The following is a 14,805-nucleotide window of genomic DNA, read 5'->3' on the forward strand; positions in this document are numbered from 1 at the left end:
ATCCGTCGAGACGGGCTTGTCGGCTGCTTATGTCCAACGTGAGCGCCGCGAGTGTAGCGAAAATCCCGTCAGCCGCAGCCGGTTCATTCTGCTCGGTGTTTGAAGGCCGTTTGGCGAGGTATAGCAGCCGTTGGAGTGTCCGCGCGCGTACGCGCGTGAGTGTCGGGAAGTGGCCGACTGCCGCCTGATGCGATGGCCGGAGCATTCTCCGAGAACGAACGCTCATCGATCCGTACGCGGTCACGCTCGAAGCCTACTTGTCCCGAGAGTCGCCCGGATCTAGCTTCGTGCGCCGTCTTTGCTAAAAGCCAGCCGGCTCCACGTCACGCCCATGCATCGATTGCCGCGCTGGACGGATTGCGTCTGGACGTTCAGCGCAGTTCGCAAACCATGAGCATTTGCGAGTTGAATTGTCTCTCCCGCCGAAACGTCGAACATCCGTCGTCCTTTCGGAACCGGGCCGTGACGCAAGGACAAAACCAGCATGGCGCCGTCGCGCAGGAGAGCGCTGACGTTCGGCATCGCCCGACGACGTTCGTGTTCGTCAAGGTGCATCCAAACGGCCGACAGCATGACGAAGTCGAATTCTTTTCGCCTCGACTGCAGGATCGCAAGATCTGGCAGGCTATCGTCCAGCCATTCAATCCGAGGAGACGGATGCTGCCTGATTCCGGCAATGCGCAACGCATCCACCGGTTCGACTGCTACGACTGTATGCCCCAGTGCCGCGAACGCAGCAGCGTCGGTTCCGATACCGGCTCCAACGTCGAGAATGCAGGATGTGGGCGTCGGAACGAGATGCAAGATGGGTTCATGGTGTTCCGCAAATGATATGTCTTGCCATTGCTCGATGAGGGATCGTGCATTCTCCGCGTAGCCTTCCGTGCCGCTTACATCGATGGACATCAGCGCGCTCCGTGTGTCGGTGTTTCGCGAAGTTTGCCAAATTATCGCCAATCAGTCGGGAAGCTATCGTAGTCCGCTTAAAACGATGTAGTTCGATGTGACCGGTGACGGACGTGCCGGGTGGTAGGGCTTGCCAGAGAGGTAAGGGCTTCGTACCATGCCTGCACTCGACCGGTTGTCCGGATGGCGTAGAGAAAATTCGTTGTACGCCAAAAATACAAGGCAGGTGGGCATGTACCGATTCGAAGATTACGACCTCATCATCGACGCGCGCAGCGAACGCGAATACGCCGTGGATCACATCCCTGGGGCAATCAACCTTCCCGTGGTCAGCAATGACGAATACGCCGAGGTCGGCACCTTGCATCGGACCGACAAAATGCGGGCATATCTGATCGGCGTGTCCTATTCGCTAAAAAACATTTCGCGTCACCTTGACACCGTAATTGCGGCCCACCCACGTCATGGCAGGGTGCTTGTGTATTGCTTTCGCGGCGGAAAGCGCAGTCGACTTTGGTTTGATGCTCTCGACACGATCGGCTATAAGGTGGACCGTCTACCTGGTGGCTGGAAGGGCTATCGACGTTGGGTCAACGAGCAACTGACAAAGCTACCGCGCGAGTTCTCGTATGTGGTCCTGTCAGGCTCGACTGGTTGTGGAAAGACTCGATTGCTCGATCAACTCGAAGCCGTCGGTGCGCAGGTCTTGAATCTGGAGGCGCTTGCGTCTCACCGGGGCTCGGTTATTGGTGCGATACCTGATACGCCGCAGCCGACGCAGAAATACTTTGATAGCCTGCTGCAACAAAAGCTTAGTACTTTCTCGCCCGGCCGCCCGGTGTGGGTGGAAGCAGAGAGCAAGAAGATTGGCAACGTGCAGTTACCGCCAGCGCTGCTCGAAACGATGCATATGAAGGGCAAGCTTGTCTGCGTGAATGCGCCGATAGCCCAGCGAGTCATATTGTGGCGAGAGGACTATCACCATTTCGAGCAAGATCCCGACGCCTTCGTATCGAAACTCGCCTCTCTGCGGAGCCATATCGGAGGCAAAGAGTTCGAGGTGTGGCAGGAAATGGCCAGATCACGGCAAATACCCGAGTTGTTCGAGCGGGTCATGGTCGCGCACTACGATCCCGCCTATGCACGTTCGGCACGGCGCAATTATCCCGCACTTGCAGATGCACCAGTCGTTGACTTGCAGGAACTGTCGCCAAACAGTCTCCGCGCTGTGGCGCTTGCGCTCATTCAGCGCTTCGGCTAAACGGCTCTTATCTCAATCTCACTAAAACCGTGTCATTGCCAATGGCCCCCGCGGTATGGGTGGGATAGGCATATTTGCCATGTCGTCTATGCAAGAAACATATGCACGCAGAGAAAATTTCCGCCTTGTAGCAGTGGGTACCTTTCTTCGTGTTTCCGTTTGTAACTGAATTGGTGGAGGGGAAGGGAGGACGGGTATGGTCATATCTTATGAATTGATCTAATCGGGACAGATTGACTGATTGGGATTGCTTCAAACATGACCACGACGATCGAAGACCGCATGATCTTGCTCCTGAATGAGCAGGCACGCCTCGCGCCAAGTGAAGACGAAAGGCCAAAGGGCGCACTTCGCAGGGCCTTCGGTACTCCGCTTCCGAGGCCCGAGCCTGGCCGGGGTTACCTAGAGCGGCTGACGGAATACACCCGTATTTCCATTCAGCGCTGGCGTAAGATGTTTCATCGTCGACAACGACCCACGCCAGACATGATTGAGGCGCTGGCACGTCTTTTCCCGCACTATGCTTTCTGGCTTGTCACGGGCATTACAGACGCGGCCAATGGCCATGTTGCACCGGATAACGCGCAAACATTTCCGGAGCGCCTGTATGCGCAGTCAGATGGCGCATCCCAGTATTTCCGCAAATCACTGGTTCTATTTCGGCGCCTGTTCGAGGAGTCGGGCGTCAATCTGCAAGATGACCTTCAGCGCATGTATGCAGCGGAACGCACCAGGCCGCTCGCTCACTGGCACGACAGCCCGCTTGTCGATGCGGCTTACCGGATTTCTCAATCAAGGGAGTACTGCGAGCTGCATGAGATCTGGGAATCCCGCGAGAAGTACCGGGCTGATGACCTGAAACGCATCTGGCCAACATCCCCTGACGATCGGCCGCGGGTGCAGCGTGCGAAGGAAGCAAAGGAGCAAGGGTTTTCGTTTCCTATACTGGGCGTCGACCCCCGTACATCGCACCAGGACCACTACGATCTTTACTACGTCCCGCGAGCGCCCTGCCCAACGCGTTTCGCATTGAGCGTTCTAAACACATCGCCGGCGAATCTGACAGACGAGGAGTTGAAGCGCCTGCGAACATGGCTGGAGCAGTTGCAGGACGATGACCTGTTCGTGTTCTTTCAGTATCTCGACCATCACGGCATCGACCGCGAGTTAATTTTCCCGTTGGAGCCCGGAACCATACGATTCGCATGGCTCGGGATGGCCGACTCCGAGATAGAACAGTTCGTTAATTACGTGCAAAGCCAGCGTTCGAGTCGACCACGCGATAAGTATTCAGCGCGGATGGGCAGAAGGCTGGCGTAGTACTCGGGTGCATGAGGTGGCCCGGCGATTCGCCGGACTGTTGATGATTTGTTGGATTGGAAACTATGAGCGACTGTATCAGCATTGTGTGCCCTTCTTGTGGGGCCGATCACGGTGATGATGGATGGGAAGTCTTGCAGGAAAACGAAGTCCATCAAATGAAGTGCGAAGTCTGCCGCGCGGAATTTTTCATATCGATCTTCGAGTGCGAAAGATGCGTGGCAGAAAACGTGATTTCGTCTCTGTCTGAGCATGAAGTCAAGAATCGGACGTGTCGTGCGTGCGGACATCGCGCCGAGATCGAAGGCGAGGATTATGAAGAACCTTGTCTATGAACGAGCCGTTAGTGCCGATGTCGAGCAGGTGGGCATTCGTCTCTATCAGGTGCCAGGCGGTTTCATTGCGGAAAGGTATCTGATTCAGGGTGACGAACTTATGCTGGTTCAGATTATGCCAATTTCATCAAAAGGCGAGTTTGAAAAGTTCGTACTTTCGGACCCATATCATTCGGTGATGCGGGCAATTTATATGGAAGTGCGAAACATTGTCTGGGCGTATGGGGTTGGTGAAGTAATCTAGATGGATCGACCGTAATGGAACTGAGCTTTGATGCCGTTATAAATGCAGCGGATGAATTGGAGTTGATACCGCTTGTTAGCGACGCAATTCGATCGAAGGGAGCGGAATGGTTTGTGTTCGTTTCGTTGCATCCTACTGATCATTCAGCCAGTCGCTCCACCCATCGATTCCTGATCGGTTGTCGCCCTGAATGGTGCCAACTGTACAACGCGAACCGATGGTATCTGACGGACCCTTGTCTCGATTACGCACGATCGAACACTGCGCCAGTATTGGGCTCGGAGTTGCCAGTCCGGACTGCTGGGCAAAAGCGGATGCTTGAGGTGGCCGCGGAACACGGGTTTCTCAGCACCTTTCTCATTCCTGCGCACGCGAGCGAGAAAGGGCGGATTGGCGCTCTTTATCTTGGCTCGAGCACGAAGCGCGAGGAAGGTGAACGGAAACTCAGGGAGGGGAGAGCATTTTTCCGGGCCTTGGCACTGGAGCTTCTCGATTGGTCATCGCGAGCCGTGCGAGAAGATGCGATCAGAAAGTGCGGCCTTTCGCAGCAGGATGTGCAGTTGATTGGCTTCGTGAGATCTGGCTTCAATGCAGGTGCAATCGCCGACGAGCTCAATGTGTCTTCGACGACTGTCTACAGGCAGTTCCAGCGGATCAACGAAAAGGTTGGCGTTTCGCACATTACCGCCGCGGTGCGGTTTGCGGAAGAAAATGACATCTTTGCGCAGCAGTAACGGCGGGTTCTGGCTGTCGACGCTATTACCCGCGACTGCGGCGGCATTGTTCTTTTACCGGTATCCCTGGCTATTTTTGCTGCTTCTGGTTGTTGTGGTTCCAGCCGCTGACGCGCTTATCGGGCAGGACGTAGGGAGCACAAACCAGAAGGCGAACCAAACGCCAATCGGACCTGCGGTTCCGGTCACTTACATCTGCATGTGGGGCGTCGCGGTGCTTGTTGCCCTCGAAAGAGCGATGACCGCGCGGCCGCTGGAGTTTGCCGGGCTCGTTATTGCCTCCGGGTTGGTGAGTGCTTTCGCGATGGCGCACATTCACGAGGTGATGCACCGGGGCGGGCGTGTATCCAGGTTGATCTCCGACGTAGCGCTAGCAGTCGCTGGATACCCTCACTACCGAGTCGTACATCAACTCCACCACGGGCATGTCGGCGATCCGCGATTTGGCTCAACGGCCCATGTTGGCCTGTCGGTTTGGTGTCACGTCGGACGCTCCTTCTTTTCGGCGCTGAGATCCGCTATTGCTTACGAGCTAAGCCAGGCCCGCAGTTGGAGGGGACGCCGACTCCTGCAGATCGTCCCGGTCAGCGTAGCCGTCGTGGGTCTTTTCGCGTGGTTTGGTGGGTGGCGTGGGGCGGTCTTCTACGCGGGGCAAGGCATAGTCTCTGTCTTCGTCGTAGAGGCGGTTGGCTACCTACAGCACTATGGCCTGTGTGGTAGTCCTGACGACCTGGGCAATCAGATTGCGTGGGACGTTAATTTCTGGTTGTCCAATCGCCTATTCGTAAATAACGGACTTCACACCCACCATCATCTTGAGCAAACGCAGGCCTATGATCGCCTGGTTCACGCCGGGAGAGCGCTTCCTGGCGGCTATCTGCACATGTTTGGCCTGGCGTTAATTCCACCGCTCTGGTTCTCGGTCATGAACCATAGGCTACCAAAGACAAGCGACTAGCATAAAACAATGGCGGCCGCAAGGCTAAGTGGGCCTATTGAATTCGTCACATCATCTATTGGAAAGTGTCACTACGGTGTTGTCTTGGTAGTGCGCTTGCGTGTGGCAAGAGCGAGCATGCGTTCGGCGAACATCGTTATCTCGTCTGGGGTCATGAGCTCGGCGAGAGACATCGTAGTGACGGTTTCGCGTAATTCGTCGACGTCGGTATCGTCGCGGACACTGAGCTGGGGATAGGTCGACTCCAAACGCGCTACCAGCTCAGCGTTGAGTGAGCGCTGATTCTTCGTGGCGGATTCGTTCAACTGGTGGTAAAGGGGCCACGGTAGCCGGAATTGTGAGCGGTAGCTGTCTTTCATAGTGACATTTGACACTACGTTGGCGCTGGAATATAGTGACACTGTGTCACTACATCGTAGTGACTATAAAGCACCAGAGGAGAGAGAATGGGTGCCATCGTTCGCTCGCAGTGTCGACTCCCCCGAGAGCTAAATGAGTGGCTCATCGATCGTGCAAAGCAGGAGGCACGGTCAAAAAATGCGCAGCTGATTGTTGAGCTTCGTACTCGTCGGGCCGAACTGGAGGATGAGGCGGTCTGCAAGGAGTGCGCGTCGGATGCGCCCCTCGCGTCGCCAACATCGCGACAGGAGGAGGTGTCAGAAGGAGATTAAATTGGTTCGCATCGCCCGGGCCGAATCTTGGCGAGGTGACGCCAGACAGGGAAGGGCGGGCGTGGAGGTACGGGTAGTGAAGCGGTCAGCGTCGATGTAGCGAGCATTGGCGCCGACCTGACCAGTGTTGGAACCTGAGAGGTCGACAATGGCTAAAGCCATTATATCGTGCGGGCACAGCCGGCGACATAACGTGGGCGAAGGGGGGAGTCATGCCTGATTTCATCTCGTTAGCCCAGCAATGCGCGCCGAACGTCCACCCCACGACGCTTCAGGCGGTCGTGAAGACCGAGTCCGGCTTCAATCCGTACGCGATCGGCGTCGTTGGTGGCCGCCTTGTTCGCCAGCCGCGCGACCGTGCTGAAGCCGTAGCGACGGCGAAGGCGCTCGAAGCGCAAGGCATCAATTTCAGCATGGGGCTTGGACAGGTCAACAGGATCAATCTCGCACGCTACGGCCTGACCTACGAAACAGCCTTCGATCCGTGCGAAAACCTGCGCGCGGGCAGTGCCATCCTGCACGACTGCTATCAGCGGGCGGCCGCGGCGATGGGACGGGGCGCACAGGCGTTGCGTGCCGCGATCAGCTGTTACTACAGCGGCAATTTCACGCGCGGGGAGACAGTCGAAGCTGGTGGCTCCAGTTACGTACAGCGCGTGGTGGCCAACGCCCAGACGGTGGCAGGTTCAACCAGTGTAGTTCCTGCGATTCCTGTTGTGATGGACAGTCCGTCGCGCAGGCCACCGCGCGCTGCGGCGCCCGATGCCAGAACATCTTCCGCGCAGCGCGGCAACTCCAGACAACGACCGGACGCACCGCATCCGTCATGGGACGCGTTCGGCGATTCCGCCTGCAACGACGATTGCAAATGATCCGAGCCGCGCCGGCGCGGGCGGATCTCGACTACTGAAAGGAGAAGACACATGTATTGCCACAGGAAGCTTTCGACTATGAGGTTAGTACGACTGAACGAATACCCATTTCGCATATTGATGCACCGGATCGTAACCTGTCTGTTCCAGGCGATAACGCTGGGTATTGCTATCGGTCCGGAACTCGCATTCGCGGGTGGCGGGCTCGATTCGGCGACGCAGGGCGCGATGACTTTCAAGATCTGGCTCTATTCGTTCCTGGGAGTCTGCGCGGCCTGTGTGCTGATGTGGAAGGGCGCGGAATGCTGGGCCGATCGCGCCCACTGGAGCGAGTTCATCACCATGTGCGGCAAGGTCGCGGCGGTGGGCTCGGTGGTGGGCGTGCTCGCCCCGTATCTGTGGAACATGTTCAGCTGAGCACGCCATGCCGGACGAAAAAACCCGCTACCCTGGATTCAACGGCCTTGGCCGCACGGCGGCCATCTGGGGTGTTCCCTACATGGCGATGCTGGTTGTCGTTGTCGCGTCGATGTTTGTCGGCGTGCTGGTTTCCTTCTTCGTCGGACCGGGTGGCCTGCTGTTCGTCTTCCTGGGCTTTCCGGTGCTGCTGTATTTCAAGCACATCTGCGAAACCGACGACCAGGGCCTGCGGATCATGTGGCTGGAACTGCGCTGCCGCTTCTACTTCTGGCAGCTGCGGGTCCGTGCGCTGCTAGATGCCGGGCGAGCCGCTCCGCGCTTTGGCAACACCGCGACGCTCGCGCCGTTGCGCTACGGACGGCAACGCCGCGTCTACCGCGATTTCCTCAAACCGTTATCCACGGGTGAGCGCCGGCTGCGCGAGCCCGATCCGGAGGCCTGATGCAAAACAGCCCCGCCGTCACCAGCGACATCCTCGGCGCGATCGGCGCCGTTGAAGACTGGATGCCGAAGTACGGACATCCGGTCACGAAACACGTGCAGCACCTTGAGGGCAACCGGTTCATGGTGACGCTGGCCATGCGCGGCGTGCCTTTCGAGGTGCATGAAAACGTCGTGATGGAGCGCATGTTCGATCGTGATACGGAAGCGTACAGCAAGCTGGGTCGCGACCTGGGTGGCCGCCTGGGCTTCCACGCAACGTTTGTGCGGCAGCGCGTGAGTTTTGATCGCGTGTACCGGTTCAAACAGCGCTTCATGCAGTGGTTCGTACGCGAGTACATCGGTCGACGTTTTGGATCCGAAAAGTTCTTCGAGAACCGCTACTACCTGTCGCTGATCCTGAAATACGAGGAGTTCGACGACGGGCTCAAGGAAATCGGGTCTCTCGCGCAACAGGCGCTGCTGCAGTTCGGCGAGTATGAAGCCGAGCTACTTGAGGTGTACGAGCGCAAGCACATGAACGGCACGAAGATGCTGTTCTCGCCTTTGTATGGGCTCGTCAGTTATCTCGTCAACGGGAAAACCGGCGATCTGCCGGTCGCGGCGGAACCCGGCACCGATGTCATCCCGTCGAGCCATCTGCACTTTGGGTACAACACGCTCGAGATCGGGGCGAGCGACGTGCCGGCGTACCGGCGCGTTGCAACCTGCCTCGACCTTCGCAGTTGCCCGGAGAAGCCGGGCTGGGGCCAGCTCGATCCGTTGATCACGTTGAGCATGGAATTCACGATTACGCATACGTTCAACTGCATGACGGGCTTCGAGTCCAACCGGACCATCGATTCGGCAATCAACAAGCTGGAGTCGGCCGGTGACAAGGCGAAGCATCAGGTCAGGGAACTGCGCGACGCTCAGGGTTACGTGAACACGGGTGAGCTGTCGTTCGGCGAGTATCACGGCGCGGCGGTGATCTACGGCGAAACAGCGAAAGAGGCGCTGGAGAACGCCGACAGGTTTGCGTCCCGTTCGCGCAACGAGTGTGGCGTTGAATGGGCGCCCGCGACGGGGTCGGCTCCGTTTACGTACTTTTCACAAGTCCCGGGCGCACGGGTCAAACCGCGCCCGAAAGTGCAGTCTTCGCGCAATTTTGCGGCGATGTACACGTGCCATGACTACTCGTCAGGCAAGGCGGAGGGTAACCCTATCGGAGACGGGTCGGCCGTCATCCCGTTCCGCTCGGATTCGGGCGTCTACAACTACAGTTCGCACGCGAGTCGGCTGGGGGACATCAATGTGTCGGAGAAGATGGCCGGCCATTTTGAAGGGAAAGGCACGACGGGCAGCGGCAAGTCTACGGTCGCCGTCGCGGTGACCGGCATGCTGTCCCGGTTCGACCCGATGCTGTACGTGCTGGACAAGGGGCGGGGCTGGGAAGTGTTCATCCGGGCGATGGGCGGCGCCTATGTCCATCTGGAGAAGGGCAAGCCGACCGGCTGGGCGCCGTTCGAACTCGCCGACACGCCAGACAATCGCGAATTCCTGTATGGACTCGTCGAACTGTGCGGCCGGAAGAACGGCGTCGACCATCAGGGTAAGCCAATCAGGATTGACCTGACTGCCGGCGAGAAGATTCACAGCCGCAACGCCGTCGACGCGGTAATGGGGGTCGATGACGTTCGGCTGCGCCGCTTCAGCCTGCTACTGGACAGCATTCCGGACGAGGGCGATGACGGCCTGCGCGCCCGTCTGTCGATCTGGTGCAAGTCGGAGGGCGGCCGGTTCTGGTGGGTGTTCGATAACCCGCCCAATCTCTCCCTGAACATGAGCGAGCAACGCTGGATCGGGTTCGATGTTGAGGCATTTCTTGTCGAGAACTACGAGCCGTCGGAGCCGGCGTTTGCCTGGCTGTTCCATCTCAGGAAGCTGATGCGTCGCGAGGGCACGCTGATGCAGACCGTGATCGAGGAGTACTGGCTGCCGCTGCGCTTTCGCACGATCCGCGAGCAGATCGAGGAGACGCTTGCGAGCGGGCGCAAGGAAGGGGAGTTCATGGGCCTGATCACGCAACAGCCTGAACAGGCGCAGCGTGCAGCGGACCTGTTTCCCGCGCTGCGCAGTCTGGTCGCGACGAAGCTCTGGCTCGCCGACCCGGCCGCTGAAGAAGAAGCGTATCTGCGCGATGGCATGACCCGCAAGGAATTCCGGGAGTTCAAAAAGCTCACGCCACAGTCGCGCCGCTTCCTCATCAAGCAGGGCAACCAGTCGGCGTTTGCCAGTTTCGACCTGTCCGGGCTTGAGGACGCGATTGCGGTGTTCTCGGGTGACCGCGAGAACGTGCTGATCTGCGACGCGGTCCGTGCTGAGGTTGGCGACGATCCGGACGTCTGGTTGCCCGTCTACCTGTATCGCGTGTTCGAACGCAAGCTGCGCACACGGCTCGCGGCGAAACACGGCGCCGACGAGCGTCTGTGGTCCGCCGAGCTGCAGCGTGGCCTCGAACGCAAGCGGGCCGAGCTTGCGCAGATCTATCCGCCGCTGCATCAGCCGGTGGACGACGAAGTTTTTGCCTAACGTGCTGCAACCCGAGGAGGTAGCCATGAACAGCACCCATGTCTATCCGGCCGCGCGCCGGCCGGTTGACCCAGCGATACGGAATCTTCGCGAGGGGCTCCGGGCCCGATCCACACGCGCGGGCATGAGCCTCGCCCATGTGCCGGGAATGACGCTCTGGCCTCGCCGCACGCTGGTCACGCTGCTGTGCGCCTGCGTGTTCTCGCTGGCTCACGCGCAGGGCGTCCCGACGATTTCGCCGGCCGAGCTCGCGCAACAGATGGTGCAGGTCCAGCAGCTGTTCCAGCAGATCCAGAATCAGGAGGCCCAGTATCAGGCGCTGACCGGCAACAGCAGTTTCGGCAACATCATGAACGATGCATCGCTGCGCAACTACCTTCCGGAACAGTGGCAGAACATTTACGACCAGGCGAAGGGCGGCGGTCTTTCGGGCATCAGCTCGTCGATGCGCTCGATCGAGCAGCAGGAAGGCATGACTGGTGCGGGCACGCCGGGTCAGCAGCGCTATTACGACACACTCGCGACCAACAAGGCGATGAACGAGCAGGCGTACAGCGCAACGATGGCACGCATGAACAACATCCAGGCGCTGATGCGGCAGTCAAACCTGACGCAGGATCCGGCGCAGAAAGCGGATCTGCAGAACCGGATGGCCGCCGAAGAGGCGATGGTCACGAATGAGCAGACGCGGATGCAGCTCGCAGCGGAACTGCAGAAAGCTGAGCTCAAACTTGCTGAAGAGCAGCGCGATCGTGAATTCGACAACGCATTTCTGGGGAAAACCAATGGTCAATAAGACACTTCTCGGCTCAATCATCGCTTTGCTGGTCGCCATCGCGGGCTACCTCGGATATCTCGCGTGGGATCGTCATCAGCACAACGTGCAGGAAGAGCAACAGCAGCAGCGGGATCTGAAGTTCGATGCGGCGTTTCTCGGCACGACGCCGGAGAAGCTTTCCGCTGAGCGTAAGGCGAAGGGTATCAACGCTGCAAGCGACGATGCAGAAGCCAGCGCGGCCGGGTTGAAGTAATCCGGCTAGTAGGTAGTTCAATCACTGACCGAAGCGGGGGATATCCGTGGCAGACGTTCAGCTTTTCACCTCAATGACCAGTTCGTTTGATCAGAACGTGCTGAACACGATCTCGAGCGGTTCGACCCGCATCATTTCGCTGATCTCGCCATTGATGGCCACCTGCTTCAGCATCTATGTCTTGCTGATCCTCTGGACATACTGGCAGGGGCGCAACGACGAGCCGATCAACGATTTTCTGATGCGCATGGCGACGTGGGCGGTCATCCTGACCTGCGGGATGAACATCCAGTTCTACAGTGAATACGTCGTTCCATTCTTCAATGGTCTCGGCGAGCAACTGGCCGGCGCACTGACCAACGGCAGCAACCCGGTATCCGGCCTCGATAACCTGCTCAATGCGTACATCAACGCGGCGCAGGCAATCTATGCACAGGCGTCCGGCCTGAAAGTTATTGCGGCAATCTGGACGATCGCGCTGATGATCATTTTCGGCGGCCCGTTCATGGCGATAGCCGTTGCGTACATCATTCTGGCGAAGTTTGCGCTTGGGCTGCTGCTCGCACTCGGTCCGCTGTTTATCTCAGCAGCGCTCTTCCCGCCATCGCGACAGTTCTTCTGGAACTGGATCGGCCAATGCATGAACTACACGCTGCTGGTCGCGCTGTTCGCAGCCGCCTGCGCGCTGGAGGTCAATTTCGCGATGGGCGTGGTGCCGCTAAACGGCTCCCCATCCATTGCGCAAGTCATCGAGCTGGACATCATGGGGCTGTCCTTCTGGGTTATCTCGCTCAACCTGCCGGGCATGGCTTCGTCTCTTGCGGGCGGCGTCGGTATTTCGACGATGGTGGGCAGGCTGGGCAGCGTCGCGAGGTTTGCCGGCTCGCTTGGAAAACTGGGCGGCGGCGGATCGCCGAAGACCGGCGGTAGCTTGAGTGAGGCGTAAAAAATGATCAGGTTATTCAAAACGGTCGCACGTTGGTGGCTGATCGCGGCGGTGGTGGCAACGATCGGCGCGATGGTATCGATCAGGCTGTTTTACTAAATGCCACAGAGTACGCGCTATTCGCTCAATCCAAAGGAGAAGCGCAGACCATGAAACCTCCCGTCGCAATTTTTCTGATGGCCCTGGCGCTGCAGGCGTGCAGTTCGGCGCCAAAGCCACCCGAGCCGACTGGTCAGTGGGTACCCGTCAATCAACCGTTGGCCCAGCAGTCGGGTCCTGCGGCACCGAAGTGAGGAACAGGATGGCGTCGACTATCAGGCAATGGTTTGCGTCGGGAGCGAACGCGCGCAACCGCAAGGGAAGCCCCGGCGGGTCTACCGCGGGCCCCGACGTGCCGGCGAACGGAGCTGAGTCGGGTGAGCGCGATGCGGTCAGCTGGTATCTGAAACAGGCGCAGGCCTTCGAAAAGTCGAAGGTCGAAGCCGCGCAGGAGAAGGCCCGTATCGCCGACCGGCGCTCGGTGCTCTCGGGCGTTGTCGCGCTCGCCGCTGTTTCTGGCATGGGGGCTTTAGGACTACTAAAGCGGCCCAACCCGCCCGCCGTGCTGCGTGTGAACGACAGGACAGGCAAGGTGGATGTGCTGCCGACGACAGCGAACGGACACGTCACCTTTTCGGAGAAGACCGATCGCGCGGATCTGCACCGCTACGTCGAACTGCGCGAGAGCTACGACTGGGAGACGATCTCGGATACGCACGCTGCGGTGATGTTCATGAGTGACGATCACGAGAAGGAAGCCTATGACGGGCTCGTGCGCGGCCCGGCGGGGCCGCTGAAACTGCTGAAGGATCAGGCGCGGGTCGTTGCACACGTCGGCTCGATCACGTTCGTCGGATCGACGGCGCAGGTGTTCTTCTCCCGCCAGCTGCTCTGGCTCAATGCGGCCGTCAGGCGTCCGGATCCGACGTACTGGATTGCGACGGTCGCGTTCACACGCGTGGACGTTCCGGAAAAGAAGGATCAGCAGGATATCAACCCGGACGGCTTTCGCTGCACGAGCTACGAGGTCACGCGCGACTGGACCCGCGCGCCCGCCGATGCCGGGGGGGCGTCGGGGCCGGCGTCCACCCCTGCCGCATCCGGAGGTCCGGCATGAGGGTAAAAACGTTCCGCAGATCCGCGAGCGCAGCGGCGGTCGCGGCGAGCGTCGCGTTGCTGCCGGTATCCGCTCGTGCCCTCGAAACACCACACAGCTGCGGCCCGGACCGGCATATCCAGTGCGCGACCTACGATCCGGACCAGGCCTATCGCGTGGCGACGATGCCGGGGCGCGTGGTGATGATCCAGTTCGAGCCGGGTGAACACGTGATCAACAGCGGCGAGGGCATTGGAGACGCCAGGGCGTGGCATGTCGCCATCAATGAGAGCGGTGCGTTGCTCAAACCGGGGGCGCTGCAACCGGAAACCAATCTTGTGCTCGTCACCAACCGGCGCACCTATTCGCTGTCGCTTGTCGATGTCTCGGCCGCGCAGCCGGCGACATGGATCCTGCGATTCGACTATCCAGACACACGCGCGAGAGCAGCGAGCGCACAGCAGCGCCGGCGGGAAGCGGTCAGCGCAGCGCTGGGCGGTCAGACGGTCAATCAGCAAGGCAACGGGCCGGCCGTTCCCGCATCGATCGCAAAAAGCACTGGAGTCGCGAGGGGAACGCCGGTGGCGTCGGTTCCCGCGGCCAATACCCAATACATGATGCGCGGCGATCGCGCACTCGCGCCCACGGCGCTGTGGGACGACGGCCGGTTCACGTATTTCAAGTACTCAACCGCGCGCGACCTGCCGGCAATCTTCACGAAACTGCCCGACGGCAGCGAGGCGACGGCGAACTTCCATATGGAAGGCGACACCGTTGTGGTGCATGAGGTGTCGGGCTCGTTTGTCATCCGCTACGGCCAGTCGGTGCTGGGTATCCGCAACGACGGCTATTCGCCTGATGGCTACTACAACCGTGCGGGCTCGTCGGTGCCGGGCAGCGCTCGCATCGGGCGCATCGGGCGCACTGACACCGATGCGTCGACGAACTGACCAGGGAGCG

At 59.4% G+C, this 14,805-nt stretch carries 16 protein-coding genes; 14 read left to right on the forward strand and 2 right to left on the reverse strand.

Annotated features, from left to right (window positions below):
- Positions 1–279 precede the first annotated feature (279 nt).
- Positions 280–906: a class I SAM-dependent methyltransferase gene (locus ACOCG7_RS34270; protein ID WP_421380650.1), complete on the reverse strand. Its 627-nt coding sequence runs from the start codon at positions 904–906 to the stop codon at positions 280–282.
- A 232-nt stretch (positions 907–1,138) separates the two neighbouring features.
- On the opposite strand from ACOCG7_RS34270, the gene mnmH reads away from it, so the two are divergent.
- From mnmH to ACOCG7_RS34295, 5 genes are all read left to right on the forward strand, one after another.
- Positions 1,139–2,167, forward strand: coding sequence for a tRNA 2-selenouridine(34) synthase MnmH (mnmH, locus tag ACOCG7_RS34275; RefSeq protein WP_421380653.1), 1,029 nt, complete (start codon positions 1,139–1,141; stop codon positions 2,165–2,167).
- A 258-nt stretch (positions 2,168–2,425) separates the two neighbouring features.
- Positions 2,426–3,487, forward strand: a complete 1,062-nt coding sequence (locus tag ACOCG7_RS34280; RefSeq protein ID WP_421380656.1) for a hypothetical protein — start codon at positions 2,426–2,428, stop codon at positions 3,485–3,487.
- A 315-nt stretch (positions 3,488–3,802) separates the two neighbouring features.
- A complete protein-coding gene (locus ACOCG7_RS34285; RefSeq protein WP_421380659.1) occupies positions 3,803–4,066 on the forward strand; it encodes a hypothetical protein in 264 nt (87 codons plus the stop codon).
- Positions 4,067–4,080: 14 nt separating this feature from the next.
- Positions 4,081–4,800: an autoinducer binding domain-containing protein gene (locus ACOCG7_RS34290; protein WP_421380662.1), complete on the forward strand. Its 720-nt coding sequence runs from the start codon at positions 4,081–4,083 to the stop codon at positions 4,798–4,800.
- Positions 4,778–5,758 carry a fatty acid desaturase gene (locus ACOCG7_RS34295; RefSeq protein WP_421380665.1) on the forward strand — a complete coding sequence of 327 codons (981 nt, stop codon included), beginning with the start codon at positions 4,778–4,780 and terminating at the stop codon, positions 5,756–5,758. Before ACOCG7_RS34290 ends, ACOCG7_RS34295 begins: the two co-directional genes overlap by 23 nt.
- Positions 5,759–5,829: 71 nt before the next feature.
- Here ACOCG7_RS34295 and ACOCG7_RS34300 read toward each other — a convergent pair whose 3' ends face one another.
- A complete protein-coding gene (locus tag ACOCG7_RS34300; RefSeq protein ID WP_421380668.1) occupies positions 5,830–6,117 on the reverse strand; it encodes an Arc family DNA-binding protein in 288 nt (95 codons plus the stop codon).
- A gap of 524 nt (positions 6,118–6,641) precedes the next feature.
- On the opposite strand from ACOCG7_RS34300, the gene ACOCG7_RS34305 reads away from it, so the two are divergent.
- The 9 genes from ACOCG7_RS34305 (at position 6,642) to ACOCG7_RS34345 (ending at position 14,795) form a co-directional block, all read left to right on the forward strand.
- The gene (locus tag ACOCG7_RS34305) at positions 6,642–7,301 is read left to right on the forward strand and encodes a lytic transglycosylase domain-containing protein (protein ID WP_421380671.1); all 660 of its coding nucleotides are present in this window, start codon (positions 6,642–6,644) and stop codon (positions 7,299–7,301) included.
- A 120-nt stretch (positions 7,302–7,421) separates the two neighbouring features.
- A complete protein-coding gene (locus ACOCG7_RS34310; protein WP_421380673.1) occupies positions 7,422–7,718 on the forward strand; it encodes a hypothetical protein in 297 nt (98 codons plus the stop codon).
- Positions 7,719–7,725: 7 nt separating this feature from the next.
- A complete protein-coding gene (locus tag ACOCG7_RS34315; protein WP_421380675.1) occupies positions 7,726–8,163 on the forward strand; it encodes a VirB3 family type IV secretion system protein in 438 nt (145 codons plus the stop codon).
- A gap of 122 nt (positions 8,164–8,285) precedes the next feature.
- On the forward strand, positions 8,286–10,733 hold the full coding sequence (locus ACOCG7_RS34320; protein WP_421380678.1) for a VirB4 family type IV secretion system protein: 2,448 nt from the start codon (positions 8,286–8,288) through the stop codon (positions 10,731–10,733).
- A 25-nt stretch (positions 10,734–10,758) separates the two neighbouring features.
- Positions 10,759–11,529: a type IV secretion system protein gene (locus tag ACOCG7_RS34325; RefSeq protein ID WP_421380681.1), complete on the forward strand. Its 771-nt coding sequence runs from the start codon at positions 10,759–10,761 to the stop codon at positions 11,527–11,529.
- The gene (locus ACOCG7_RS34330; protein ID WP_421380684.1) at positions 11,486–11,764 is read left to right on the forward strand and encodes a hypothetical protein; all 279 of its coding nucleotides are present in this window, start codon (positions 11,486–11,488) and stop codon (positions 11,762–11,764) included. The genes ACOCG7_RS34325 and ACOCG7_RS34330 overlap by 44 nt, the downstream gene beginning before the upstream one ends.
- Before the next feature lie 73 nt (positions 11,765–11,837).
- A complete protein-coding gene (locus tag ACOCG7_RS34335) occupies positions 11,838–12,710 on the forward strand; it encodes a type IV secretion system protein (RefSeq protein WP_421381102.1) in 873 nt (290 codons plus the stop codon).
- 301 nt (positions 12,711–13,011) lie between these two features.
- On the forward strand, positions 13,012–13,866 hold the full coding sequence (locus ACOCG7_RS34340) for a virB8 family protein (protein ID WP_421380687.1): 855 nt from the start codon (positions 13,012–13,014) through the stop codon (positions 13,864–13,866).
- A complete protein-coding gene (locus ACOCG7_RS34345; RefSeq protein ID WP_421380690.1) occupies positions 13,863–14,795 on the forward strand; it encodes a TrbG/VirB9 family P-type conjugative transfer protein in 933 nt (310 codons plus the stop codon). Before ACOCG7_RS34340 ends, ACOCG7_RS34345 begins: the two co-directional genes overlap by 4 nt.
- Positions 14,796–14,805: the final 10 nt, after the last annotated feature.

Origin of the sequence: Paraburkholderia sp. DD10 (genome assembly GCF_049177125.1) — a bacterium.
Classification (GTDB): domain Bacteria; phylum Pseudomonadota; class Gammaproteobacteria; order Burkholderiales; family Burkholderiaceae; genus Paraburkholderia; species Paraburkholderia terricola.

Coding starts and splice junctions, on each gene's coding strand:
- ACOCG7_RS34315 (WP_421380675.1), top strand. CDS start 7,726: ATGCCGGACGAAAAAACCCGCTACCCTGGATTCAACGGCCTTGGCCGC.
- ACOCG7_RS34320 (WP_421380678.1), top strand. CDS start 8,286: ATGGTGACGCTGGCCATGCGCGGCGTGCCTTTCGAGGTGCATGAAAAC.
- ACOCG7_RS34295 (WP_421380665.1), top strand. CDS start 4,778: ATGACATCTTTGCGCAGCAGTAACGGCGGGTTCTGGCTGTCGACGCTA.
- ACOCG7_RS34345 (WP_421380690.1), top strand. CDS start 13,863: ATGAGGGTAAAAACGTTCCGCAGATCCGCGAGCGCAGCGGCGGTCGCG.
- ACOCG7_RS34280 (WP_421380656.1), top strand. CDS start 2,426: ATGACCACGACGATCGAAGACCGCATGATCTTGCTCCTGAATGAGCAG.
- ACOCG7_RS34290 (WP_421380662.1), top strand. CDS start 4,081: ATGGAACTGAGCTTTGATGCCGTTATAAATGCAGCGGATGAATTGGAG.
- ACOCG7_RS34340 (WP_421380687.1), top strand. CDS start 13,012: ATGGCGTCGACTATCAGGCAATGGTTTGCGTCGGGAGCGAACGCGCGC.
- ACOCG7_RS34285 (WP_421380659.1), top strand. CDS start 3,803: ATGAAGAACCTTGTCTATGAACGAGCCGTTAGTGCCGATGTCGAGCAG.
- ACOCG7_RS34300 (WP_421380668.1), bottom strand. CDS start 6,117: ATGAAAGACAGCTACCGCTCACAATTCCGGCTACCGTGGCCCCTTTAC.
- ACOCG7_RS34325 (WP_421380681.1), top strand. CDS start 10,759: ATGAACAGCACCCATGTCTATCCGGCCGCGCGCCGGCCGGTTGACCCA.
- ACOCG7_RS34270 (WP_421380650.1), bottom strand. CDS start 906: ATGTCCATCGATGTAAGCGGCACGGAAGGCTACGCGGAGAATGCACGA.
- ACOCG7_RS34310 (WP_421380673.1), top strand. CDS start 7,422: ATGCACCGGATCGTAACCTGTCTGTTCCAGGCGATAACGCTGGGTATT.
- ACOCG7_RS34305 (WP_421380671.1), top strand. CDS start 6,642: ATGCCTGATTTCATCTCGTTAGCCCAGCAATGCGCGCCGAACGTCCAC.
- ACOCG7_RS34335 (WP_421381102.1), top strand. CDS start 11,838: ATGACCAGTTCGTTTGATCAGAACGTGCTGAACACGATCTCGAGCGGT.
- mnmH (WP_421380653.1), top strand. CDS start 1,139: ATGTACCGATTCGAAGATTACGACCTCATCATCGACGCGCGCAGCGAA.